Below are 23796 nucleotides of genomic sequence, written 5' to 3' on the forward strand. Positions count from 1 at the left end.
TTGAGGAGCCGTGTGAAGCGAAAGTTTCAAGCACGGTTTTGAAGACCAGTCGGTGGGGCGACCTGCCGGCTGAGTTTAATGACGTGCAGCTGATTCCGGCCGACTCGTTCAAAGGGCTGCTGGCCACCTACGCGGAAACGGAAGAATCGCGGGGCTACCTGCCCGACGCGTTGGAAGGCTTGTGGGCCGTGATGGACAAAGGCGGCTTTTCGCCCGAGTTGCGTACCAAGCTCCGGCGCTTCAATGGCCAGCTATTCCACGATGCGAAGGCATTACCCCTTAACGCGGACCAAATAAAATTGCTTGAACTAGCAGCTGATGCTAACTGGACGGAAGTAGAGCCGGCCATCTTCGGCACCCTGCTGGAGCGGGCGCTGGACCCAGCTGAGCGCCACAGCTTGGGCGCACACTACACGCCCCGGCGCTACGTCGAGCGGTTGGTGCTGCCGACGGTGATTGAGCCGCTCCGCCGCGAGTGGGCCGCCGCGCAGGCGGCCAGCGCCACCCGCCTGGACGAAGGCAAGGGCAAAAAGGCCGTGGCCGACGCCCGCGAGGAAGTGCTGAAATTTTTACGCCGGCTCACATCGGTGAAGATTCTGGACCCAGCTTGTGGGTCGGGCAACTTCCTATACGTGACGCTGGAGCATCTGAAACGCTTGGAAGGCGAGGTGCTCACGACGCTGGCCAAGCTTGGCGGCTCCGGGCGTTTGGATTTGGGCGACGGCACCACCGTGAGCCCCCGGCAGCTGCTCGGCATGGAGTTGAATCCCCGCGCCGCCGCCATTGCTGACGTGGTATTGCGCATCGGCTACTTGCAGTGGCACTTGCGGTCCCATGGCCTCACGCAGTTAGCGGAACCCTTGCTGGACAATTACCAGAATATTAAACAGCAGGATGCTGTACTAGGGCACAACGAGGATTACAGTAAGACCTGGCCAGCGGAGTGGCCAGCAGCTGACTTTATTGTAGGCAACCCCCCGTTTGTGGGCGACAAGGCCATGCGCCGGGCTTTAGGCGACGCATATGTGACAAGCTTGCGCAAAACCTACGCGGGCCAGGTGCCCGAATCGGCTGATTTGGTGATGTACTGGTGGAAGCGAGCGGCCCAACTTGCGGCCAGCGGCCAGGTGGAGCGCTTTGGCTTCATTACCACCAATTCCATTACGCAGACCTTTAACCGACGCGTGGTGCAGGAGCACATGGATGACGCCGCTAATCCGGTTTCGCTTGTCTATGCTATTCCAGACCACCCGTGGGTAAATTCATCTGATGGAGCTGCCGTGCGCGTAGCATTCACTGTAGCTGAGCGCGGGATGCTGACAGGAGTGTTATTCCGCGTAATACAAGAAACGGTGTCGGATGACGACGCACACAATGTTCTGCTTATGGAGACAGGCGGAACCATCAACTCAGACCTGACGGTGGGAGCTGATGTTGCTAGTGCTGGTACTCTAAAGGCTAATAAAGATTTAGTGAATGTTGGGATGGGGCTGTATGGGGAAGGGTTTCTAGTCACGCCTGAACAAGCTAAGCAGTTAGGTTTGGGTACACGGCCTGGTCTAGAAAATTACATCAAACCATACCTAAATGGCCGTGACCTGTCGCAATCATCACGTGGGCTGATGGTAATAGATTTGTTGGGATTAGAACCAGCTCAAATCATTGAAAGATACCCTGAAGTGTATCAGCATGTTGTTGAAAAAGTAAAGCCAGAGCGTGATAAGAATAATCGTGAATCCTACCGCAAGAAGTGGTGGATTTTTGGTGAAGCCAGGTCTGGATTTAGGCCAGCACTGAAAGGATTGCGGCGTTATATTGCTACCACGCGGACGGCAAAGCATCGCATATTCAGTTTTATACCAGGGGATACTTTACCCGATGCTAAACTAGTGGCCATCGCCCTGGAAGATGCTTTTTACTTAGGCGTCTTGTCGAGTCGAACTCACCTTATGTGGGCGGCCGCTACTGGAGCGATGTTGGAAGACCGGCCAAACTATAATCATAGTACTTGTTTTCTCAAATTCCCTTTTCCTGACGCCTCTAGTACACAGCAAGCAACAATCCGGAGCTTGGCAGAGCAGCTAGACGCGCATCGTAAGCGGCAGCAAGTCCAATATCCTAGCCTTGCTCTCACAGACTTGTATAACGTGGTTGAGAAACTTCGTACGGGTCAAGCACTCACTGCAAAAGAGCAGGTTACTCACGAGCAAGGTTTGGCGTCTGTAGTGCTCAGTCTACACAATCAATTAGACATGGCAGTGTCTGATGCTTACGGATGGCCGGTCACGCTTAGCGGTGCAGAAACACTTACCCGTCTTATGCATCTGAATCAGCAGCGACTAGTTGAGGAAGAAGCCGCTACTATTCGCTTCTTGCGCCCCGAATATCAAGCCCCTGGTCAGCAGGCCGCTTTAGTATTAGGTACAACTACAGCCCCCACAACCGATACGACTATTGTCGAGGCCCAGCCGTGGCCGGCTGAGCTGGCGCAGCAGATGTTCGCCGTGCGCAGCATCGTGCAGCAGGCCGGCGGCGAGGCTCTGAGCACCGCCCAGGTAGCAGCTCGTTTCCGGCGCACGAAAGCCGATAAGGTGAAGCCGCTGCTCGACACGCTGGCCATGATGTCGCTGGTGCGTCACCTGGAACCGGAAGACACTTACGCCGCGTAATTCATGGAGACTGGAGAAGCAGGCGAGAAAGTTGCCGGGGCCATAAAGCTGGCCGTAGTGGGGTATCTGGTAAGCATATTCATTGCGGCCGGGCAGGAGTGGATGAAGCTGCGGCTAGAGCGCGAGCAGTACGAATCCACACTGATTGTACAGGCCGTCAACAATGCAGACCAAGTCCGCAGCCGGGCGAACCTGAAATTTCTCATCGAGGCCGGCTTGGTTTCGGCCCACAATGAGAAAATCCTGCCGCTGCTGCTCGATAGCACGATGCGTATCAAGCTGCCGGCTGACCGTCTGCCTACGCTACCTCCTACCCCTGCTCATTACACGACTCCCACCGGTGCCCGATTGCGCGTCATTGGCCTTGGTTAAAAGTTTAGTACAAAAGTTAAACGGGCGGAGCCGCTGGCTCCGCCCACCAGAAGGCTAACAATGCATCTGGGGCAAAGCGTAGGGCGTCTCTGAGTACCTCGTCGGAGAAATCGAACTCGCCGTATTGGTGCACTTTGCCATGGGCGCCGTACACGGGGCCATCGTGAACTGGAGCGGGCACAAGTACGGCTACCAGAACTTCGACAACCACGATAAGTCGCGCAACTCCCTGTTTTTCGACTTTCTGACCGGCGGCGAGCTGTTTCAGAACCATCACCACAAGCTACCCAGCCGGGTGAACTTCGGCGTGAAAAAGTGGGGGTTGGACCCGACCTACCCCGTCATCTGGGCGCTCAGCAAAGTGGGCGTCATCCGGCGCCGGCCCGCCCGGGTGGCGGCCTAGGGTGGCGCGGGTCCCGGCAGTTCGCACCAGCGGAATAAGGCCTTGTTGACAAATTATTTACGGGCATTAGCAAGCCTCAGGGGCATTCTGGGCCCGCCCGGCAAAATAGATGCGCCATAAAGCAAGTTGCTTTGGCGGGCCACCCGTACACTGCCTACCGCACTCTTTGCTCATGCCACACGCAACCCAATCCTCCGGGCCGCTTCCGCTCTTACAGGAAGAAAACGACGCCCTGCGCGCGGAAATCCGCCAGTTGCGCGAACAGCTGACTGCGGCGGAGCCCCAGAAGCCCCCCGACGCGTACGCGCAAGGCCAGGCGCGCTTTCGCACGGTATTCGAAAACGCCCCGCTAGGCCAGAAAATCATTACTCCCGACCTGATCATCCGGCAGGTCAACCAGGCCGTAGTGAACATGCTGGGCTTCTCCTGCCCCGAGGAGTTGATTGGCCACCGGATTATAGAATTCGCCCACCCGAGCCACCGCGCCGACTGGCAGGAGCTGCAAACGCGCCTGTGGCAGCACAACATGCCAGCCTTTTCGCTCGAAACCTGCCTGCTGCGCGCCGACGGCTCCTCCTTCTGGTGCCAGGTGCATTCGGTGCTATTCCCCGACGACGGGACCGAACTGGGCTACACCATCCTGGAAGACATTTCCGAGCGCAAAACCCTCGAAGCCTCGCTCAAGCGCGTGTACGACGCGCAGGAAACCATTCTGCAGCTGGCCACCCACGACCTTAAAGGCCCCGTGGCCCAGATCGAGCTGCTGGTTGATTTGCTGCAGCGCGACGTGGTCAGCCGCCGCGGCACTGAGCCGCCGCCCCCGCCCGAGCTGGTGCATTACCTGGAGCTGATTCAGGCGGCCTGCGCCCGCGCCCGCAGCCTGCTCGACGACGTGCTCTACGTGGGCGACCTGGACCAGAACGGCCTGGAAAAGCGGCCCACCGACTTGCACACCTACTTGGTGGCGCAGCTGGAGCTGTTCCGGCCCGAAGCCAGCAACAAGGGCATTGAGCTGCGGCTGCAGGTGCCCCCCGAGCCCCTGCACGCCCGCCTGCACCCCGACAAGTTCGGCCGGGTGCTCGGCAACCTGCTCGGCAACGCCCTAAAGTTTACCCCGGCTGGCGGCTGCGTGACCCTCGGCCTGCGCGCGGAGCAGGGCAAGCTCAGCTTCACCGTGCAAGACACCGGCATCGGCATTCCGAGCAAGCTCCACGCACAGCTGTTCAACAAATTCAACCCCACTCGGCGCGCGGGCCTGCACGGCGAAACGACCACCGGCCTGGGCCTGTTCATCGCCCGGCAAATCGTGGAACTGCACGGCGGTCATATCTGGCTCGAAAGCCGCGAGAAGGAGGGCACCACCTTTTTCATCGAGCTGTCCTGAACCGCGGGGCACTAGTTTTTCGCCACTGGGGTTACTCTCCCCGGTGCCAACCAACCCACGCGTTTCCGTGGGCCTGCGCCTAGCTCTACTGATGATAAAACTCTCCAGCGTGCTGCTGGTCGACGACGACCCGCGCACCAACGACCTCAACGAACGCCTACTCAAACAGCTTGGCGTGGCCGACCGCTACCTGGCCGCTACTGACGGCGCCGAAGCGTTAGTGGCTTTGGAAGACCTCGCGGCCGAGGCGCAACCCACCAGCCCGGTGCTAGTCCTGCTCGACGTGAAGATGCCCGGCATGGACGGCATGGCCTTCGTGGAAGCCTACCACCAGCTGCCCACGGCCCGGCAAGACGCTGTGGTTATCGTCATGCATACCGCCTCTATGAATTCGGTTGACCTCGGGCGCATTGAGTCGCTACCCATCGCTGGCCTGGTCAGCAAGCCCCTCACCAAGGAAAAGCTCGACACCATCCTCAAGCTGCATTTTCAGCGACAGTTTTTGGCCTAAAGTCTGTGGACAGTAGCGGCGTTAATTTGGGGGATGCGCCGTCACGAATTAAGCGACCGAGAATGGCACCTGATTGAGCCACACACGCTGGGCCAGCCGGGCACCCGCGGGGGAACGGGCCGCGATAACCGCCTCTTTGTCACCGCCGTTTTTTACCGCACCCGCACCGGGATTCCCTGGCGCGACCTGCCCGCGCGGTTTGGGCAATGGAACACCATTGCCCGCCGGTTTCGGCGCTGGGCCCTGGCCGGGGTGTGGGAAACGGTTTTCCGCGCTGTCCAGGAGCCGGATTATGAATGGGTCCTCGTCGATTCCACCACCGTGAAGGCACACAAAGCCGCCGCAGGCCAAAAAAAAGCACGGCGCGCACCGAATGCCTCGGGCGCAGCCGCGGCGGCTTCGGCACGAAGGTCCACGCCGTAGTCGACGCGCTGGGCAACTGCCTGCACCTGGCCCTGACCCCGGCCGAAAGTGCCGACAGCCCGCAACTGCCCGCCCTGCTGGCGGCCTTGGCCCAGTCGCCGGGCGCGGTTGTCTGCGACAAGGCTTATGACACGAACAACGCATTGAAAACCATAGCCGACCGGCAAGCCGTACCGGTTATTCCGCCCAAATCAACCCGGCTGGACCAGCGCGCCTACGACCGGAACCTGTACGCCGACCGCAACAAAATCGAGCGCTTTTTCGGGCGGCTCAAAGAGGCGCGGGGCTTCGCCACGCGCTACGAGAAAACCGCCGTCTCTTTTTTAGCTACAGCCCACCTGCTGGCTGCCCTCGATTGGATGCGCTAAATGTCCACAGACTTTAGCGCCGTGCCCAACCCCCATTCATTTTATTCCCCCGCTGCTATACACGGAGTTGCGTTGCTGAACGAAAAGATTTAACTTTGCGTAATACAAAGTGTATACACTTTGTATGTCGGGATAACATGCCATTGCAGCCTCTTTTTAAGTGAGTGAGGCCAACTGCAACTTGATTTTTTGCTTTTTATGTCTTAACTTTGCAGGAAGTATATATACTTCCTGCTTTTCGGAATGCTTAACCGCTGGTATGGCCGGTAAATCACGGTTCGTTATCGCAGAAGCCCGGATTCGGGCATTCTTTAAGCAGCACCCTAAGAAGGCTTTTACCAAGCTGCAACTGATTGCCGTGTTGGAGCAGCAACGGGCGACCTGGAACATTGCGCCGACCACTACGGAGGAAAAGCTGATTGACCAGCTGCTGGCCAAGCAGGTGCTGCAGAAGATTAAGCTGGAGTCTGACGGGTACTTGCCCGTGAAGGAGCTTTATGTGGAGGACACGTTTTCGGTGTTGCACATCGCCACGGCGTTGGCTCCCCGGGCCTACCTGTCCCATTACTCAGCTGTGTGGGCAAACGGCTTAACCACGCAGGTACCGAAGATTATCTACGTGACGTTTGAGCAGGCCAAGAAGCCCTCGCGGGAGGCGTCCCTGACGCAGGCCGGCATTGACGCGGCTTTTGCCAAGCCCCAGCGCCGCACCACGGCCAGCATCCGCTACGGGGACTTCACGTTTATGGTGCTCAACGGCGGGTTTACGAACCGCTTAGGCGTGCACCAGCTGGACGGCATTCCCACCACCAACGTGGAGCGCACCCTGCTCGACAGCACCGTGCGGCCCGGCTACGCCGGGGGCGTTTCGGCCGTCCTGGAGGCCTACCGCCAGGCCCGGGGCAAGCTCTCGTTGAATAAGCTGGTGGCGACGCTGGACGCGTTGGATTTCATCTACCCCTACTTCCAGGCGGTGGGGTTCTACCTGGAGCGCGCCGGCTACCAGGGCAAAAAGTTGGACGAGTTGCGGGAGCGCCCGATGGCGTTCGATTTCTACCTGACGTACGACATGGAGGAGAAGGATTATTCCGCCGACTGGCGGCTGTACTTTCCTAAGGGGCTGTAATTCCTGCAAAGGCATTCAGCACGTAGTCGAAATAAAAGTCAAAATCCCGCACTTCTTCCGTTTGGAAAACCGTCGCCCGGACGTTTTCCCAGTCGTCGCGGTGAATGGCCTTGTGGTGACGCATCTGCTGTAGAAACGCCAGCGGCACCCGCTTGGCGTCGAAGATGTGTTGCAGCAGGGCCCGACTTTCGGCGGAATTACAGGTTACTCCTTGGGACTCCATGATTAAGTGGATGTCATAGAAGTCCCGGGCCCGCGCCCTGGGCGTATGGGAAGGAATTATCTCGGCATACTGCGGCAGCTGCTGGCAAATGGCCCGTACCTTCTCGAATACAATCATTTCCGCCGTGTACACCTGCACGGTATAGCCATCTACTTTAATGGGCCGCTTGCTGCCTTCGCCCATGTACTCGAACTTGCTGAACTCGATTTGGAACTTCGGGGAGTGGTTGGGACGCAGGGGAATAAAATCCCGTCGCTGCGCTTGGGGACGGGCAGGCGCTTGGTCGAACACGCGCTGCTCCACGACTTTGAATTCAACCAGGTAGCCACCCCAAAAGTCGGCCACCTGGGGTTTGACTTTGGGCTTGCTGACAAAGTTGTAGTCCAGCACCACGTAGCCGTTTTCGGCGTAAGTCTGCACCAGCGTTTTTTCAATTCGGTCCTTAATGGCTTGGAGGTCTTCCAGAAAGTCGCCATCGGCCAGGGAGAAGTCTAGGTCAAAGGAAGTACGCGAAACCGCGCCCTGCTGGCCACTATAGGCCAAGTCGATGGCGTTGCCACCCTTTAGGGGTAGCGCAAGAGTAAGAACAGAAATTCCCGTTAGGGCAATTGAGCAAGCTGTTCCTCCAAGCTCGTCGGGTCGCGTAGCGGGCGCAGTTGCCCGGCGGCAATGCCCTCGGGCAAGGTGAAATCGTAGCGCCCCAGCATGTTGAAGTGTTCGTGCAGCAAGGGCGAGAGCCGGGCCACCTCACCCGGCTCCGGCGGTTCGGCCACTGCCTGGTGTTGTTCCAAGGCTTGTTGCAGATAGCGGGTGTTCCACAGCACCAGGGCGTTGACGACCAGGCCCAGCGCGCCCAACTGGTCTTCCATGCCCTCGCGGTAGCGCTGGCGCAGTTCGCCTTTCTTGCCGTGGAAGACGGCCCGCGCCACGGCGTGCCGCCCCTCGCCCCGGTTGAGCTGGACCAGGATGCGTCGGCGGTAGGCCTCGTCCTGCACGTAAGCCAACAAATACAGCGTTTTCTCTACCCGCCCGACCTCGGCCACGGCCCGCCCCAGCCCGGAGAGCGAGCCGGCCCGCTGCAGCGTGCGCATGACGGCCGTGGCTTTGACCTTGCCCAGTTTGAGCGAGCCGGCCAGCCGCAGCATGTCGTCCCAGTGGTCGGCGATGAGGCGGGCATTGACCACGTGGCGGCTCAGCTCGTTAAGCGGCCCGTAGTCCGCCTCTTTTTCGGGGTTCTCGTTACAACGGGGCGAAAAATTACGCTAAGCAGATTCGTCTTCTTGTTGCTGCCAGAAGGCCCAGTCCTCAGCCGAGAGTAGTTGCTGCATAAAGGCCGCGTAGCCCACGTCGCGGCGTTCGAGCGCGTGGCGGCGAAAGGCCCAGTTGCTACCGGCGGCCGCGAAGCCGGCCGTGGCCATGGCCTGGCGCATCCGGGGCGGTAGCCCGGCCAGCCAGTGTTGAAAATCGGCTTCCGTGAGCTGGCCGTCTGCCAACTGGTGATAGCGATACGCCGCGTTGCCCACGCGCAGCAGCTGGGCCTGCGCCGCGCGTTCCGTTTCCGGCAGCTGCTGCAACGACTGCACTTGTTGCTCGTGCAGGTGCGGGTGGGGGTGCTGGGGAATTAACAAGTCGTTGAGGTTCATCACGGGGGCTTGGTTAGGCGGCTTGGTTGCCGGTGGGAACCTGCAGGTGCGCGAGGTAGCGGTAAATCGTGGCGCGGCCTACGCCGAGCAACTGGCCGATTTCGGCCACGGTTTTGTCCTGCTGCAGGTAGAGCGTTTTCGCCGCCTGGGCTTTGGAGAGGGCCTCCTTAGACAGCCCCTTGGGCCGGCCGCCCTGCCGGCCCCGGGCCCGGGCCGCCGTCAGGCCGGCTTTGGTTCGTTCGCGGATGATGTCGCGCTCAAACTCGGCCAGCGAGGCAAACAGGTTAAACATGAGCCGGCCCTGGGCCGTGGTCGTGTCCAGGTGGTCGTGCAGGCTCACGAAGTGGATGCCTTTCTCCTGAAAGCCCGTCACCAGCAGCACCAGGTCTTTCAAGGAGCGGCCCAGCCGGTCCAGTTTCCAGACCACGAGCGTATCGCCGGCGCGCAGCCGGGTCAGCAGCAACTGCAACTGCGGCCGTTCTTTGGCGGAGGACGCTTTTTCCTGCACGATGTCGGCGCAGCCCGCGGCCTGCAGGGCGTCGACCTGTAGGTGCAGCTGCTGGTCCTGGGTACTCACGCGGGCATAGCCGACTTTCATGGGCGGTTGTCTTATAAAGTCACGGCGGCGAAGATACGCGAACATAGTTTCGTGAGATAAGAAAATAAGACGCTGGGCCGGTAGCTTGGCGGCGCGTTTCGACGGGGCCGGCTTGTCGCCGGAAAACGTCCGTTTTTCGAGACGCCCCAACCCGCCAAAAATCGACCACCCGGCCATAGCGTTGTTTTGCGTTCCTTCGCTAATGCCCCTGTTAAACATGGGGGGCGCCCGCCTGTCGGGCTTGCAGGATGCCCGGCATGGCTGCTTGCACCCACTCCGTCAGGGCCAGGAGTTGCGCCAGGTACGCCTGGCCGAAAGAAGTGAGGTGGTATTCCACCCGGATGGGCACTTCCGGGTACACCGTGCGGGCCAGGTAGCCGTCGCGCTCCAGGTGCTTGAGCCGCTCGGTCAGGGTCTTGGACGAGACGCCGTAGAGGCAGCGCTTGAGGTCGTTGAACCGCCGCGTGGGCACCAGGCCCAGGAAGATGACGATGAGAATGCTCCACTTGTCGCTGACCGGGGCCAGCACGTCGCGAATCGGACAGACGGTGGGCGGGCAGGCGGGGTCGAGGTGCCCGAATAATTGGTGAATCTTTTCGCGGGTGGCAAGGTGCTGCTGCTCAGCAACGGTTGCCGGTGAGGTACCTGGTTTCATGGGAGAAACTTCTTGTGTGGTCGGGGTTACTCAATCACCTTTGCTTTTCAAAAGTAACCAGGTTTACGATGCAACCCGCAAACGAAGTAGCCCAGATTATTGCCCGGCACGAAGCTTCTGGCCGGTACCTCGACGTGGACGGCGTCCGCACCTTTGCCCTCGATTACGGCAACGGCGAGGCCGTGCTCTGCATCCACGGCGTACCGGCCTCCTCCTACCTGTTCCGCAAAATGCTGCGCAGCCTCGAGCGCCTGGGCCTACGCGGCCTCTCGGTGGACCTGCCCGGTCTGGGCCTATCCGACCGGCCCGTAGATTTCGATTATACGTTTCGGGGCTTCGCCCGCTTCCTGCACCGAGCCACCGAGGTACTGGGACTGGAGCGCTTCCACCTGGTGGTGCACGACATTGGCGGCCCCATCGGCCTGGCCCTGGCCGCCGGGCACCCCGACCGCATCCAGTCGCTGACCATCCTCAACACGTTCGTTGACGTGGTCAATTTCAAAAAGCCCTGGCCCATGCGGCCGTTTGAGTTGCCCGGGCTGGGCGAGGCCGGGCTGCTGGCCCTGCGGCGCCCCCTCTGGTACCGGCTGTTCCAGGCGCTGGGCGTTTCGCGCATCGACGCCCTGCCCAAAGCCGAAGTGTACGCCTACGTGGACCTGCTCAAGCGCACCGATGGAGGCAAAGCCTTCCTGCACATCATGCGCCGTTTCGACCACTCCCAGGAACTGCAAGAGCTGTGCCGGCGCGCTGTGGCCCGTCCGCTTTACCCCGTGCAGGCCATCTGGGGCGTGGAGGACCCCGCGCTGCGCTTCGAGCACCACGGCCGGCAGGTGCAGCACATGGCCCAGCTGCCGCAGGTGCACCTGCTGCCGTCCAAGCACTTTCTGCCCGAGGAGATGGGGCCGGACATTGCCCGCCTGGTTGCCGCATTGGTACGGCAGTGCTAACCCGCGCCCGATGGGCCCGCATCCGGCAGAAAGTGCTTGGACGGCAGTAGGTGCTTGCTATAGGGCCGGGAAGGGCCGTAAGTATCAGCCGTACCCCAAAACCAGGTGCCCAGCCAAGAGAAGTGGAGAAACAGCTTGCTCAACTGCCCTAACGGGAATTTCTGTTCTTACTCTTGCGCTACCCCCTTTAGCACGATGGCTTCATTTAACTCGTCATCGGAAGCGAGGGCAATCAGGGCGAGGCGCTTGATTTTATTGACGACGTCAATGTCCATACGGAGAGCTTAGAAGCGCGGTAGCTGAACTACTGCACCAGAAAATTAGCCGAATTTCGGGCGCCCCGCTAAAGGGATTGGTAACACCAGTAACACTGGTAATAACGGTAATACTGGTAATATGAGTAACACTGGTAATACTGCTGATGGTAGCCTCAGAAGTCAAATAGGCGGAATTCTACTGCCTGAGCCAATGGTGAGCCAATCTTCCTGTTGAAAAAAGTGCCTTTGCAGCATTCATTGAAGGATTAATACTTGGGCGCCGGCGCGTAGTGAGCCCATTATGAGCCAATCGACCAGTACTCCATCTTGGCTCCGCAGGGCACGTACTTCTGCAGGTAGCTGCCCTTCTCCAACTCGCCCAGGTAGCGCGTGGCCGTGGACTTGCTTATGCCCAATTGCTGCACCACGAGGTTGGTGAGGCGGCCGAGTTGGTCGGCGTAGAGCAGCTCCGGAACCAGGTCAGCACGTACGCCCTGCGGCTAGCGTTCCGATGGCCGGCTGGTTACCGCTTGCAACTCGGCCACGCTAAGGGAGGCCAGAGGGAGGGCAATTGCCAGGCCTGCGCCGTGCACCACCTCATTGGCCCAGGCCGCCAAGTCTGCCGCGTACACCATCTGTTGCCCGGCGCTGTTCTGATACACTGTCTTGCCTTCTAGGAACACGGCAAGGTTGGGGCGCAGTGCCGCGGGAATGTCGGAAAAGGCTTGGTCGGTGGCGGCCGTTAGCAGGGAGTCTAAATAGGTGCGCAGGGCTAGATAAGCCGCGGAGTGTTCAAATGGCATGAGGTAAAAGCAGGAATCCACTGCAAAGTACTTCACCTAAATTATAGACGCTATCGGCCTTCTTGATGATTTAGAAGGTTTTCAAGTAGAGTAATACTGGTAACATCGGTAATATAAGTAACATTAGTAACACCAGTAACATTCGGCTGCGTATGTTTGCGGCATGAGCAAGATTCTGGCGTTTACAAACCAAAAGGGGGGAGTCGGCAAAACCACGTCCACGGCCAACGTCGGCGCGGGCCTCGCCCGCGCCGGCCAGCGGGTGCTGCTGGTGGACCTGGACCCCCAAGCCAATCTGACCAAAGGTCTGGGGCTGGTCGATGCCGAACAAAACGTGTACGGGGCCTTGCTGGGCGAATACCGCCTGAAAGCCTACGCGCTGCACGAGAACCTGGCGCTGGTGGCCGGCTCCCCGGCCCTGTCGGGCTTTGAGAAGGTCAAAGGCGACGAACTGGACCGCGAGTTTCTGCTAAAGGAATTGCTCGAACCTGTGCGCGAGCGCTGCGACTACATCCTGCTGGACTGCCCGCCGGCTCTGGGCCTGGTCACGCTGAACGCCTACGCCTGTGCCCAGGCGCTCTACGTGCCGCTGGAAGCCCAGATGTATGCCGCCGACGGCTTGGAGAAAGTGTTGGAGCTGGTCGGTCGGGTGCGGCGGCGACTGAACCCCGAGTTGTCGGTAGGCGGCATCTTCTTCACCCGCCACGACGGCCGCAAGGTGCTGCGCCGCGAAACGGCCGAGGAACTGCGGACGCTCTATCCGGGGCTCGTGCTGACCAGCTTCATCCGCGAGAGCATTGCCTTGGGCGAAGCGCCGCACCTGGGCCAGGACATCTTTACCTACGCCCCGCAGAGCGCCGGCGCCGCCGACTACCAGGCGCTGGTAGCCGAAATCCTCACCCGTTAACTCGCTGCCTGCTTCCCATGGCCAAGACCTTCAAAAACCTGCCCCGCCCCGGTGAGCCGAATGCGCCGAAGCCCACGTCCGAACGCGACTTTTTTGACCTCAGCGACGAGCCAGCGCCCGTGAAAAAGCCGGCTGAGAGGCTGGAATCAACAGGTAATACCGGTAACATAGGTAATACTAGTAACATGGGTAATACTGGTAATACCGGTGAAGTGCCCGGCGTCATTCCCGCTCCTTCGGCTGCTAAACCAGCGCCGGCTGGGGTGCGTCAAACCTTTGTGCTAAGCCGGGGCCACCTGGAGCAACTGCGCGATTACGTTCATGCCCGCCGCGCCCAGGGAGAGTATACCTACTCCCAGAAGCAAGCCCTGCAGGAGGCCTTGGAACTGCTCTTTGCGGGCGCGGCCCCGGCCCCACCCCGGCCGGCCCAGGCCCGCGAGCAAGAGCAGCAGCGCCGGCAGCGTATCCAGCAGGGACGACGGCCCGAAGGCAAGGAGTAGCGCAAGGGTCAAGCTTCTTTTGTCAGGTTTGGCCTGGGTCACCGGTTTGTACCAGTAAGGACTTGACAGTGGGAGATGGGAATAGGCTCGTCAAGCCTTCGCCAGGCCTCCAATCGGAAAAAGCCAGGGAAGCGCTGTAAGCGACGCGGCAGGAGAATAGGCTGTCCGGCTACTCTAAGGCCTCGTGAGCGCCGCACAGCGGCCCGTTGCCGGCTTTTTAGCGCATTCGACCAGGGATAGGGAAGCGGATGAATAGAAGCCGGCTGATGCCCAAGCTCCATTGGAAAGCTGTCCTTCGTGCGCAACGCTGCTGAACGGCCCGAGGGTAATCACCCACAAAAGGCAGTGTAGTAACACCGGTAACATTAGTAACACTGGTAATACCGGTAATACTTCTTTAACAAAAGCAGTTTGCGGCCTAGGTTTGCATTGGTGTTATGGTAGCCGATTTAATGCAGGTCCTCAACGCATTAACTGCTTTTAGCCGTCTTGAGGCCCAGCACGGTGAGCAGGAGCCCGGCCGGGTTTTTATCGGCCTTGATTTTATCGGTCTTTAGCCGGTACATGAACTTGAACAGCTCGTTGAGCAGCTGCTCATCGCCCAGAATGCGGCCGACCAGCTTCGCATCTTTAATGCCCAGCGTTTCCAAGTGACGACGGGCCATTACGACCCGGGCCTGCTCCGGCGATTCGTCAAAGGGAATGGGCAGCTGCTTCGGCTGCTGTTGGGTGACGTAGAAGCGGACGGCGTGAAAGGAGCGGCCCTGCTTGAGCAGCGTATAGCCAATCTTGAGCTCGGTGTTCTCGTTGATTTGCCGGACGGCAATATCGAGCACCTTTGCCTTCAGGTCGCTGATGCGCTGGAACTGCTCGGGCTCCTTGCCCTTGGCGTCCTTGAGCTTGAGCATGAGTTTGAACTCCTCCAGGTCGTAGGTCTTGGTTTCGCCGATGTCCTTCCACTGGGAGGCCAGCTGGTAGATGCGCTTGGCATACTTGCTGGAAATCTTCAGGGCCGAGAAAAGCTGAAACGAGGTGAAGTTGTTCTTCAGCTCGAACAGGTAGGGCCGGATGTCCTCCGATAGCCGGATGCGCAGATAGCCCTGGCCTTTGACGTACTCCACCTTCTGGAACATCCAGAGTTGCACGTAGGCCTCGTCGTTCTCGACTTCGAACATGCGCGAGCCCATAGACTCGGTGGCTTCTTTCAGCTGCTTGTAGTGCCACTCGCGGCCCGTCATGGCCACGACCTCGTTCATGTGAATCTGGTACTCCTGGTTGGGCGCATCTTCCCGGCGGAGCTTGGAAAGCAGGAAGAACAGCAGGTCCAGCTGGCAGGCCGTGTAGTCGTAGCGGGCAGTAGTGATGGCATTGTGCTGCCGGACTTGCAGGGCGTCGGAGGTTTCCATGGGGCGGGGGTAGGCCGCAAATATAGGGGGTGGAGGCTAAAAACTACCCTGAATTATCAGCGTAGTTTTTAACTGATAAAAAGTCGTAGTTCAGCGATGGGGTGACTGATAAAAAGTCGTTTTTAACTGATAAAAAGTCGTTTTTAACTGATAAAAAGTCGTTTTTAACTGATAAAAAGTCGTTTTATATGCTTGTAACAAACAGTAAACCAGCAAGTTCTGGCCCCTGCAAATAGTACAAATAAAGAAAATACACAAGTTGTTGACTCGCGCGAGAGGTAAAAAAGCTTTTAAAGGGATGTTCGACCCGGGGAAAACAGCAAAAAGGGAAGCATAAAAAAGCACACCAGGGCGCGGATCGATTGCACTTTTTTTATAATTAATTATGCTTAATAAAGCGCTTTAGCGCCATCGCTGGGGATGATGGACAGAAATCGGAGTTTTTGCCGCTATCAGGTACTGGCAGATTCTGACAGCTGCTGCCATAAATGCGCTCCAGCGGGCCTAAAGCTATTTCGAGTCAATTGTTCGTACCGTAAAGACGACTTTTTATCAGTCATTCTGCGATTAAAGGACCTCAAGGCCGTCAGTTCAGGCATAGGCAACGCTTCTGGGTGAGATAAACGAGGGTGCACTGATAAAAAGTCGTTTTTCACGAGGTCGTCCACGCGTCAATTATCGTTTTAGACTTTAGGCCCTACAAATCGCTGAACCCAACCACGCGTCATCATCGCGTCCGTGCATTGTTTCTATGAACACGCGCCTGATTCGGATAGGAAACTCCCTGGGGATTGTGCTGCCCAAAAAGCTATTGCAGCAGTACCGACTCACTGGCGAGGTAAACCTGCAGCCTACGCCGGAGGGGGTGCTCCTTACACCCGTCACCAAGTTCTGCCGTCAGGGCTGGGACGAGCGCTTTCAACACGCCACCACCCAAAACCAGGTACCGGAAAGCGAACTGCTGGAGGGCTTCCCGGACGAAGCCTTTGAGGACGCAGAGTGGCAGTGGTAACCGCGCTTGGTCAGAGATGTGCTTGTCAACTCTGATTCAAAGCAGCCCCGTTGGGGGGCTGACCCGCACGCGGGGTGGTTGCTCATTTCTGCCTTTCCAGGTAGGCTATAACTTCCCCCTGTAAGGAGAGTGAAGTTTAAGTCAATTACCCCCGACTGGTGTATAACGCACAACTGATTCGCTGCTTGCGTAGCTGCTCAACTCCACCGCGCACGCAGCTTGCGACCGGTTCCATAAACCGTATTAGTACTAAATTTCAAGTTGTATCGACGAACCGTCTATTCGCGTTAAAGCTTCCCTTAACAGACTCTATAAACTTGATTTTTGGGGCCTGGCTACTCGTTGCTCGACTACGGCTACGGTTTGCTGAGCACGCCGGAGCTGCCGGCTTTTCGAGTTGAGGATTCGAACAGCACTCCAGCTAAGCGGTGGCCCGAATGGCCATTGACCCACCATCGCTTGTAGTCAAGCCCTGAGCTACTAAGGCAGCCAACGTGTCATAGTATCACTCCGGACCTGCTACGCCTAGTAGCGGGCTAATAGCCGATGCTCGTCCCCCACGGTGTGCGAAGCTGACCCTGGGTTTAGGTACAACCAGGCAGGTGAGAAGCGGTAGGCTGGAATCAACCAGGCAGGCGTGAACGCAATACTGGAAACGCTGCTCACACTGTCCTAGCCGGACCCCTAGGCAGGCTTGGCTGGCCGAGCTAAGTGCCGGTTAAAGTAGGCATCCATTCATCGGGAAAAGCTAGGCGAGCCAAGCCAGTGAAACCAGCGTGAACTCAGATGCGAGAATAGGAACTGCTTCCCTGATATCGAGATTGCCGGAAGGGGGGCGCGACAAGAATCCCGACTAGATGCGTGGGAAAACCGAATAGCCAACACCGCTGACCGATGACTATCCCTCACGCCTTATACGTCTGGCTCGGCTCAAAACAGGACTTCCGGACCCGTCCTTTCACCGGTTTTCGAAAGAGTAAAAACCAGATTATTCCGGTTACTCCGCCTTATGGTAAATCCGACTAACTTCTTTTGACACCCATTGGAGCAGGATGCTGATGGAATGTTTGCCTACTCGAAGTTTAGCAGGCTCACGGCTCAATAGCGCAGACAATTTAGTCTCTAGCTGTAACCTAGCCTCGTTCTTTCCCGTCTGTTCAACGGCCCCTGACGCGTGGGTTAGCCAGCCATGTTAATGGCGGCAAAAACCTACGGTTTCTGCGCCCTTAACGGCTGGCTTTGGCTCCTGTCGTCGCCAAAGACCTCTTCCCCCTGTTCTGCTATGGACCCTTCCCTGACTGCTGATGAGCCCCGGCCCAAACGCCAAGGCGGGCGCCCCCGCAACCCCGAGGCCCGCCCGGACCGGGCTACGGTGCGCTTCACTAAAATTGAATACCTGGCGGTAAAGCGGCGGGCTAAGTCGGCGCGGCTAACGGTAGCCGACTACTGCCGCCAAGCCGTGCTCACCGGCCAGGTGCTGCCCACGCTGGACCCGGCCGCGCTGCCGGCCCTGCACGAGCTGCGGGCCTTGGGCAACACGTTGAATCAGCTGGTGAAGAAGGCGCACGGGGATGGGGTGCGCAGCATCGCCGTCAAGGCCGACGCCCTGCTGGACGAGCTTCACAAGCTACTCGCGGTATGATTGGCAAGACCATCATCGGGCGCAGCTTCGGGGGCTGCGTCGCGTACCAGTTCAAGAAGCTCGACCAGGGCGCGGGCGCGGTACTGCTGAGCCGGGGTGTGCGGGATTATGACGCCGAGGCCATGACCCAAGACTTTGAACAGCAGCGTCGGCTGAACCCCGCGCTGGGGCGGGCGGTGTGGCACACGTCCATCTCATTTCCGCCGGAGGAAAAGGAGCAGTTGACGAATGACAAAATGGCGTCTATTGCGTTGGATTACTTGGAGGGGATGGGACTCGCCCAGGGGCAGTACGTGGTCATTCGCCACGACGACCGGCCCCACCCGCACTTTCACATCGTGGCCAACCGGGTGGCGGACGATGGCCATACGGTAGGGGATGGCCACAACTATTCCCGCAGTGAAACGCTGCTCCGGGAGCTGGAGCAGAAGTATGAGCTGACCCCGGTACTAAGCTTGGAAAAACGCAAAAGCCTGGCCAACGTGCCCGCCCACGACCAGGCCCGCATCCGGCTGCGGGAGGCAGTGCAGGCGTGCGCCCAGCAGGCGAAGAGTTTACCCGAGTTTACCCGGGCAGTGGAAGCGCGGGGCCTTACGGCGCAGCTGCATTATAACGCCGCCGGGAAGGCGACGGGCATCAGCTTTGAGCAGGACGGGCAGCGGTTCAAAGGGAGCCAGCTGGCGCGTCCGCTGTCACTGGCGGGCCTGACCAAGACGTTTGAACAGAATGAGCAGCAAGCGCAGCATCAGCAGCTCTCCCCACAAGCAAGGCCGCGGTCCCGGTCATCCGACCAATGGTTGGGCTATTAAACCGAAAGCAGTAATCATCTACCCCTTCTTTATGAATAACGAACTCATTGGTGAACTCCTGCAGGGCCTGACCGACGACGTGGCCAGCGTTAAAAAGAGCTTGGCGGAACAGACAGCCCCGGTGGATTACCGACCGACGCTGGAGAAGTTGGCGACTATCGTCCTAGCCCTGCAACAGGCAGCGGCCAAGCCGGCCCCCGCTCCCGTGGGTCCGGCCCCGGTGGGGGTGAGCAAGGAGCTGGAGCAGCAGCTGCGGCAGGCAGTGGCGGAGGAAGTGCGGCGGCACCACCCGGACCGGCCGTTGTCGCAGGCCGTGCGGTATGGGGTATGGGTATTCGTGGGCGTGCTGGCGTTGCTCTTTCTGAGTTGGTGGGGGTGGTGGAACGCGGCGGCCGTGCGCGACCAGCGCGAGCGCAGTGCGTGGTTGTGGCGCGAGACCATGCAAACCAATCCTACTTACACCGCATCGGTGACTGCACGGTGGCGGCAGGACTCGGTCAAGTTTCAGGAAGAGACCATTCGCCTAGAGGAGCGCGAGCGTTTGCTACTGGAAGCGCAGCGGAAACGGGCGGAGGCGGTGGTACTGGAAAAGGAGGCGACTGCTAAAAAGGCCAAAGAGTAAATTTCTAGCGCTTCGAGATATGGCGAAATAACGGGTTTCCTAGGAGGCGCGGCGGCGCAATTAAAATGGTCTAGAAACGCTCTGAAAGTGGTTTGAGTGAATTTTACAGCGTATCTTGTAGGATGGAACAACCCTTTAAAAAGCCGTCGTTTTGGCCCGAGAGTGGCCCGCCGTTTACGCGCTATAATGAGTTGGATACCTTCCTGCGCATGTCCAGCTTCGCGTGGCACGCGGAACTGGCGTGCCGCAAGTGGCTGGAACGGGGAGCAACTTTCCCGGGCGGGCTTAACACGCCGAAAACAACGGCGTGGATGTCGCTGCTGAGCTACGTAAATCCCCCGTTGGATGCAGGCCAGGAGTTTGGCATCTCGCCGGAGAAGGAGCCTGAGGTTTCTATCCTGCGGGCGTACCAGCTGCTGCTGACGGGCCTGAGCGTGACGGAAGTCGTGGAGCGCATGGAAGAACATCCCCTGCCGGATAATCTGCCGGACTTTCTTATTAATGGCTAAGTATGCCTTTTCCCCCCCACTGCCCCAGTTACCGGCCAGAGTAGCCATTTCGGCCGGTGTACCAGGTTCGGATACGGCGCACCTGCAGCCCATCATTGACTTTTTAAAAGAGCAGGGCAACACACCAGCTACCGGTGATAAGTTCGAGTACAACCGTGATGGATTGGGCGTGTATGGCTTTGCCCAGCCGCTCGATATACAGCTTTTGCAGGAGCACTTCGATTTTCCCTCCAGCATCAGCCTTTCCGTTGATGGCTTGCATGACAGCCGCCATTTCGTGCGGATTCAGCATACGCCCAACCAGCCAGCGCGCCGCTTTTCCTTTGAAGCGTCCCAATGAGCTATACGCCCCACTTTCACGAGGAAGAACAGACCCCCACGCAGCGGTGGGATGCGGTGCGGTGGGCCATTTTCGTGGGCGCCAGCGACCGGGCGGTGCCTTCGCAGGATATGGCGCTGCTGCAGTTGCGCTACGTCGCGGGCGAGATTGACCAGGTGCAGGTGCACGACGAGTTGATGCGGTGGTACCGGCCCGATATTGCCCCCGCGGCCGACGTGCGTCCGCTGCCGCCCGAGCTGCCCGGCCGGGTGTACCCTTACGCGGCGGAAATGGCCGCCCTGATGCAGGAAATGAACGAGCTGCCGCCCTACGGGCCCTATATCGTGATGGACGAGACCCTGCCTATACCGGAGCTGTAAGGCCATGTTTAACCCATCCCACCCCGGCGACCTAATTCGGGAGAGCCTCGACGGGCTGCGCGAAGAAACCGGGCAGCCGCTGCCGCTGGCGGACGTGGCTGAGCGGCTAGGGACGACCCTGAGCACCTTGGAGGCGATTCTGGACCGGCACCAGCCCGTCACGCCCGCGCTGGCCTCGCGCCTGGCGGCGCTGTTCCCCAACACCACGGCCGCGTTTTGGCTGACAGTGCAGGAACGCTACGACGCAAACAGCCGCAAGTAAAGGAAGGCACTAAGTCCAGGGCAATCGGTGTGGAAGAACAAGCATCACCCTTTAGGAATTTGCTGTGGCTAGGACGTGCCACCTGGTTGACGCAAACCAGGTGTCCCGCGTTCTATTTCCAGGATAGGTTGCAGTAGATTAGGGTGGTAAGCCAACCGCAATCTTTCTGATTAGCAACCATGAGATACCGGTATCAGGAGCGCCCTAAACCACCCATCAAGGCCAATAAAATTATTTACAGCCTCTCGCTGGCCCGCCCGGCCCTGGCCAAGCTGCGGGGCAAAGGCAAGCCCTACGACGCGCTCATGGAGGTCATTCTGGCCATCGGCCCGGATGATAAGTCGCCGTCGAGCAAGGCGCTGCAGGAGCAGTTTGGCATCAGCGCGGGCAAATTCCGCAAGTGGCTGGATACGCTCCACGAGGACTTCATCGCGGTGATTTCAGCCGATGCCGATGTACTCCAGTACACGAATGTTGAGCACATCGTGCACGTTCGCGGGAAGCGGGAGGGGGTGAGCTTTCTGTGCCGGCTGCCGATAATACCCCGGGTGGGCGAAGGCCTGGAACTCTGGTTTCTGATGGGCGAAACCGGGGAAGGGGCTTACTACGTCGAGGACGTGCGCTACGAGCTGAGCGACGACAAGCTGCTGGTCATTGTCAGCGCCCGCCCGGGCTATTTCGATGCCTATTTCTGGCAGTTGCGGGCCCGCGCCCGCTTTGAAGGCCGGCTGCCTTATGAGCTGGAAGATGAAATGGGCGAGTATCGCACCCGGGACTACCTGCGCAAGCTCTACGAGACGCCCCGGCCCGTCGTGCCCCCGGCGTCGGCGGTTGGGATGCCCGGCACCCCGCGCAAGCGGCGGGGGCAGTGGGGGTAAACGGGTAGCGACGAGGCCGCCCATCGGCCGCCAAACGACGAGTCGTTAACCCGGCGGTGAGGAGGGCTGGAAATGTCGCTGCAGCACGGATTCGACCTGGAGGCGGGTGAGCGGCTTGGTTAGGACATCCGCTGCCACGCCTAACTGTTGGATGCGCTGCAAATCGTGGGCGTGTTCGGAGGTGGTAAGCACAACAATGGCTGCGGCGCACTGGCGGGCCTGAGGCAGCTGCCGGTAGTTTTCCAAAAAGGCGAGGCCGCTCATGACGGGCATGTGCACGTCGAGCAGCACGAGCAGCGGCGCGGCGTCCTCGTCGGGCTGGGGGCAGAGGTGCTGCAGGGTTTGCAGGGCCTCTGACCCGTTGCGGGCGACCAGCACCTGCTCGGCCACTCGTAAGCGTTGGAGCAGGCGGGTGTTGAGGAACAAGGTGGTTGGGTCGTCGTCAACCAGCAGGACTTTTGGCAGTTTGGGCATGGCATAACGGACGCTGACCGCGTCGGGGTGGTGATGCCCTCGTACGCACTGCGTTGGCCAAAGGGGCATCCAAGCGGGATAAGCAGTTACATCTCCGTAGTAATTCGCGACCTGCCTACGGGTTTATTGGCCGGAAATACGGGTTTTTTACGGCTAATAAGCCAATTGTTCAGCTTGTTGCCCCTGGGCCGGCGCCGGAACTTTGCCGGATGATAAACGAAGAAGCCCGGCGACGGGCCGTGCAGGCGTGCCTGAGCCTTACCAAGGGCCCGGCGATTGCCGCCTCTTGCTACGAGCGGCGCCTGCTGGTGCAGTACATCCGGGGGGAGTTGACCATTGACCAGGTCTGTCGCCTCCTGGACAAGTAGGCCGCTAGTTCCTCCCCCTTCCAATTAGGCCTAACTACCGGCGCCTGGCGGCCCCGGCTGCCCGGGACCGCCGGCTAGGCCCAGTCGTAGCGACCGCCATAACGGGGCTGGTAGAGGAATGTAATGTGTCCCTCGTCGGAGCCGTAGAGCACCTGGTGCAGTGCCTGACGGGTGCGGGCCTGGTGCTGATGCCAGTGGCCGCGCAGGAAAGCGGGCGATGGGGAAGTAATTCGGTGGTCGTGCCGATTGTGGCAGCGGCCTCGTTGCTGAGCCGTCCAGGCCCAGCGTTTTTTGGGTTGTTTCATGAGAGCGGTTAGGTTGATACCTACCGCTCATGGGATGTGCTGTGAAAGCGTTTCATATTATGGGAAGCCACGTAGAGGGCTGAGCATTAATGCGCAATGAAGGTAGCAGAAAAGAGAATTATTCTTTCCCCACGGCCCCGAAAAGCTAAACGGTCGCAGTAGCCGGAAAGGGCTTATTTTGCATCGTGCATTATACCGACTTTGAAACCCGCTGGCTGAAATCAGGCGGTGCGGAGCGGGCCAACTACGGCCTGTTTCTCCAGGATTTATGTGACTTACTCGGCGTTCCGCGCCCGGACCCGACCACCGATAACCCCGCCCAGGATGCCTATGTGCTGGAACGTGCTGTGACGTTCGAGGACGGCGGTGGCAAGCAGACCATTGGCCGCATCGACCTTTATAAGCGAGGGTGCTTTGTGCTGGAAACCAAGCAGGGCACCACCACCCCCGACGAGCAGGCCGCCGCCGAGAAAGCGCAGCTGGGCTTGCCAGCTGAGAAGCGCCGCAAGGGCCACGCCGTGCGCGGCACGGCTAAGTGGGAGCAGATGATGAAGGCCGCCCAGGAGCAGGCGCTGCGCTACGTGCGGGCCCTGCCAGCTTCGGAGCCGCGCCCGCCATTTGTGGTTGTGGTGGACGTGGGACACTGCTTTGATGTGTACAGCAACTTTGCCGGCGTGGGCGATATCTACGTGCCGTTTCCCGATGCCGCCCATTCCCGCTTCTACCTGCAGGCGCTGGCCAAGCCGGAGCTACGGGAGCAGCTGCACCTACTCTTCACCGACCCGCAACAGCTTGACCCCAGCCGCCGCGCCGCCCGGGTCACGCGCCAGCTCGCCGGCTACCTGGCCGGGTTGAGCACCCAACTAGAAAAGGCCGGGCATCCGTCCGATGTGGTGGCGCAGTTCCTGATGCGCTGCCTGTTCACCATGTTTGCCGAGGTGCGATTCGTTCATCCTAAATGGAGCCACAAGCCCAGGGACGGATGGCAAGGAGTAACGCCACCTTCTTGAGGGCGCTACTC

The 23796-nt window shown here is 59.4% G+C and carries 28 protein-coding genes and 3 pseudogenes; 21 read left to right on the forward strand and 10 right to left on the reverse strand.

Annotated features, from left to right (window positions below; all coding sequences use genetic code 11):
• The 7 genes and pseudogenes from ABD919_RS14420 to ABD919_RS14450 form a co-directional block, all read left to right on the forward strand.
• On the forward strand, nt 1-2669 hold a 2669-nt coding region (locus ABD919_RS14420), incomplete at its 5' end, for a class I SAM-dependent DNA methyltransferase (protein WP_345236724.1).
• Between the two features lie 3 nt (nt 2670-2672).
• Nucleotides 2673-3041, forward strand: a complete 369-nt coding sequence (locus ABD919_RS14425; protein WP_345236725.1) for a hypothetical protein — start codon at nt 2673-2675, stop codon at nt 3039-3041.
• Nucleotides 3042-3168: 127 nt separating this feature from the next.
• Nucleotides 3169-3444: pseudogene (locus ABD919_RS14430) on the forward strand (acyl-CoA desaturase); the annotation flags it as partial.
• Nucleotides 3445-3616: 172 nt separating this feature from the next.
• Nucleotides 3617-4828: a PAS domain-containing sensor histidine kinase gene (locus tag ABD919_RS14435; RefSeq protein WP_345236726.1), complete on the forward strand. Its 1212-nt coding sequence runs from the start codon at nt 3617-3619 to the stop codon at nt 4826-4828.
• 91 nt (nt 4829-4919) lie between these two features.
• The gene (locus ABD919_RS14440) at nt 4920-5339 is read left to right on the forward strand and encodes a response regulator (RefSeq protein ID WP_345236727.1); all 420 of its coding nucleotides are present in this window, start codon (nt 4920-4922) and stop codon (nt 5337-5339) included.
• A gap of 5 nt (nt 5340-5344) precedes the next feature.
• Nucleotides 5345-6127: pseudogene (locus ABD919_RS24000) on the forward strand (IS5 family transposase); the annotation flags it as partial.
• 361 nt (nt 6128-6488) lie between these two features.
• Entirely contained in the window at nt 6489-7256 is a 768-nt protein-coding gene (locus tag ABD919_RS14450; protein ID WP_345236729.1) for a type IV toxin-antitoxin system AbiEi family antitoxin domain-containing protein, read from the forward strand.
• On the opposite strand, the gene ABD919_RS14455 is transcribed toward ABD919_RS14450, so the two are convergent.
• From ABD919_RS14455 to ABD919_RS14475, 5 genes and pseudogenes are all read right to left on the reverse strand, one after another.
• Nucleotides 7243-8088 (reverse strand): nucleotidyl transferase AbiEii/AbiGii toxin family protein, encoded by an 846-nt coding sequence (locus ABD919_RS14455; RefSeq protein ID WP_345236754.1) that lies wholly within the window; start codon nt 8086-8088, stop codon nt 7243-7245. The two genes, ABD919_RS14450 and ABD919_RS14455, sit on opposite strands and share 14 nt — an antisense overlap.
• Nucleotides 8079-8699: pseudogene (locus tag ABD919_RS14460) on the reverse strand (Tn3 family transposase); the annotation flags it as partial. The pseudogene ABD919_RS14460 and the gene ABD919_RS14455, both read right to left, overlap by 10 nt.
• 42 nt (nt 8700-8741) lie before the next feature.
• Nucleotides 8742-9125, reverse strand: coding sequence for a hypothetical protein (locus ABD919_RS14465; RefSeq protein WP_345236730.1), 384 nt, complete (start codon nt 9123-9125; stop codon nt 8742-8744).
• A 10-nt stretch (nt 9126-9135) separates the two neighbouring features.
• Nucleotides 9136-9720: a recombinase family protein gene (locus ABD919_RS14470; protein ID WP_345236731.1), complete on the reverse strand. Its 585-nt coding sequence runs from the start codon at nt 9718-9720 to the stop codon at nt 9136-9138.
• Between the two features lie 211 nt (nt 9721-9931).
• Nucleotides 9932-10375 (reverse strand): winged helix-turn-helix transcriptional regulator, encoded by a 444-nt coding sequence (locus tag ABD919_RS14475; protein WP_345236732.1) that lies wholly within the window; start codon nt 10373-10375, stop codon nt 9932-9934.
• Nucleotides 10376-10443: 68 nt separating this feature from the next.
• On the opposite strand from ABD919_RS14475, the gene ABD919_RS14480 reads away from it, so the two are divergent.
• Nucleotides 10444-11322 (forward strand): alpha/beta fold hydrolase, encoded by an 879-nt coding sequence (locus tag ABD919_RS14480; RefSeq protein ID WP_345236733.1) that lies wholly within the window; start codon nt 10444-10446, stop codon nt 11320-11322.
• A 556-nt stretch (nt 11323-11878) separates the two neighbouring features.
• Here ABD919_RS14480 and ABD919_RS14485 read toward each other — a convergent pair.
• Both ABD919_RS14485 and ABD919_RS14490 read right to left on the reverse strand, forming a co-directional pair.
• Entirely contained in the window at nt 11879-12007 is a 129-nt protein-coding gene (locus ABD919_RS14485) for a hypothetical protein (protein ID WP_345236735.1), read from the reverse strand.
• Nucleotides 12008-12079: 72 nt separating this feature from the next.
• The gene (locus ABD919_RS14490) at nt 12080-12382 is read right to left on the reverse strand and encodes a hypothetical protein (protein WP_345236737.1); all 303 of its coding nucleotides are present in this window, start codon (nt 12380-12382) and stop codon (nt 12080-12082) included.
• A gap of 163 nt (nt 12383-12545) precedes the next feature.
• On the opposite strand from ABD919_RS14490, the gene ABD919_RS14495 reads away from it, so the two are divergent.
• Nucleotides 12546-13289 (forward strand): ParA family protein, encoded by a 744-nt coding sequence (locus tag ABD919_RS14495; RefSeq protein WP_345236738.1) that lies wholly within the window; start codon nt 12546-12548, stop codon nt 13287-13289.
• A gap of 17 nt (nt 13290-13306) precedes the next feature.
• On the forward strand, nt 13307-13789 hold the full coding sequence (locus ABD919_RS14500; protein WP_345236739.1) for a hypothetical protein: 483 nt from the start codon (nt 13307-13309) through the stop codon (nt 13787-13789).
• 470 nt (nt 13790-14259) lie between these two features.
• On the opposite strand, the gene ABD919_RS14505 is transcribed toward ABD919_RS14500, so the two are convergent.
• Complete coding sequence (locus tag ABD919_RS14505; RefSeq protein ID WP_345236740.1) at nt 14260-15195, reverse strand: replication initiation protein; 936 nt, start codon at nt 15193-15195, stop codon at nt 14260-14262.
• Between the two features lie 751 nt (nt 15196-15946).
• Between ABD919_RS14505 and ABD919_RS14510 the strand changes: the two genes are divergently transcribed.
• The 9 genes from ABD919_RS14510 to ABD919_RS14550 all read left to right on the forward strand — a co-directional run bounded on the left by ABD919_RS14510 (nt 15947) and on the right by ABD919_RS14550 (nt 21628).
• Nucleotides 15947-16207: an AbrB/MazE/SpoVT family DNA-binding domain-containing protein gene (locus ABD919_RS14510; protein WP_345236741.1), complete on the forward strand. Its 261-nt coding sequence runs from the start codon at nt 15947-15949 to the stop codon at nt 16205-16207.
• Nucleotides 16208-17489: 1282 nt separating this feature from the next.
• Nucleotides 17490-17849, forward strand: coding sequence for a plasmid mobilization protein (locus ABD919_RS14515; RefSeq protein ID WP_345236742.1), 360 nt, complete (start codon nt 17490-17492; stop codon nt 17847-17849).
• A complete protein-coding gene (locus tag ABD919_RS14520; protein ID WP_345236743.1) occupies nt 17846-18658 on the forward strand; it encodes a relaxase/mobilization nuclease domain-containing protein in 813 nt (270 codons plus the stop codon). The genes ABD919_RS14515 and ABD919_RS14520 overlap by 4 nt, the downstream gene beginning before the upstream one ends.
• Nucleotides 18659-18689: 31 nt before the next feature.
• Entirely contained in the window at nt 18690-19280 is a 591-nt protein-coding gene (locus tag ABD919_RS14525; RefSeq protein ID WP_345236744.1) for a hypothetical protein, read from the forward strand.
• 122 nt (nt 19281-19402) lie between these two features.
• The gene (locus ABD919_RS14530) at nt 19403-19789 is read left to right on the forward strand and encodes a hypothetical protein (protein WP_345236745.1); all 387 of its coding nucleotides are present in this window, start codon (nt 19403-19405) and stop codon (nt 19787-19789) included.
• Entirely contained in the window at nt 19782-20129 is a 348-nt protein-coding gene (locus ABD919_RS14535) for a hypothetical protein (RefSeq protein ID WP_345236746.1), read from the forward strand. The genes ABD919_RS14530 and ABD919_RS14535 overlap by 8 nt, the downstream gene beginning before the upstream one ends.
• The gene (locus ABD919_RS14540) at nt 20126-20488 is read left to right on the forward strand and encodes a hypothetical protein (protein ID WP_345236747.1); all 363 of its coding nucleotides are present in this window, start codon (nt 20126-20128) and stop codon (nt 20486-20488) included. The genes ABD919_RS14535 and ABD919_RS14540 overlap by 4 nt, the downstream gene beginning before the upstream one ends.
• 4 nt (nt 20489-20492) lie before the next feature.
• On the forward strand, nt 20493-20750 hold the full coding sequence (locus ABD919_RS14545) for a HigA family addiction module antitoxin (RefSeq protein WP_345236748.1): 258 nt from the start codon (nt 20493-20495) through the stop codon (nt 20748-20750).
• A 179-nt stretch (nt 20751-20929) separates the two neighbouring features.
• Nucleotides 20930-21628: a hypothetical protein gene (locus ABD919_RS14550; RefSeq protein ID WP_345236749.1), complete on the forward strand. Its 699-nt coding sequence runs from the start codon at nt 20930-20932 to the stop codon at nt 21626-21628.
• A gap of 45 nt (nt 21629-21673) precedes the next feature.
• On the opposite strand, the gene ABD919_RS14555 is transcribed toward ABD919_RS14550, so the two are convergent.
• A complete protein-coding gene (locus ABD919_RS14555) occupies nt 21674-22102 on the reverse strand; it encodes a response regulator (RefSeq protein WP_345236750.1) in 429 nt (142 codons plus the stop codon).
• Between the two features lie 209 nt (nt 22103-22311).
• On the opposite strand from ABD919_RS14555, the gene ABD919_RS14560 reads away from it, so the two are divergent.
• A complete protein-coding gene (locus ABD919_RS14560; protein WP_345236751.1) occupies nt 22312-22470 on the forward strand; it encodes a hypothetical protein in 159 nt (52 codons plus the stop codon).
• Between the two features lie 74 nt (nt 22471-22544).
• Here ABD919_RS14560 and ABD919_RS14565 read toward each other — a convergent pair whose 3' ends face one another.
• The gene (locus ABD919_RS14565; RefSeq protein WP_345236752.1) at nt 22545-22775 is read right to left on the reverse strand and encodes a hypothetical protein; all 231 of its coding nucleotides are present in this window, start codon (nt 22773-22775) and stop codon (nt 22545-22547) included.
• Between the two features lie 185 nt (nt 22776-22960).
• Here ABD919_RS14565 and ABD919_RS14570 point away from each other — a divergent pair, with 185 nt between their 5' ends.
• Nucleotides 22961-23785: a type IIL restriction-modification enzyme MmeI gene (locus tag ABD919_RS14570; protein ID WP_345236753.1), complete on the forward strand. Its 825-nt coding sequence runs from the start codon at nt 22961-22963 to the stop codon at nt 23783-23785.
• Nucleotides 23786-23796: the final 11 nt, after the last annotated feature.

This window comes from Hymenobacter saemangeumensis (assembly GCF_039541835.1).
GTDB classification, from domain to species: domain Bacteria; phylum Bacteroidota; class Bacteroidia; order Cytophagales; family Hymenobacteraceae; genus Hymenobacter; species Hymenobacter saemangeumensis.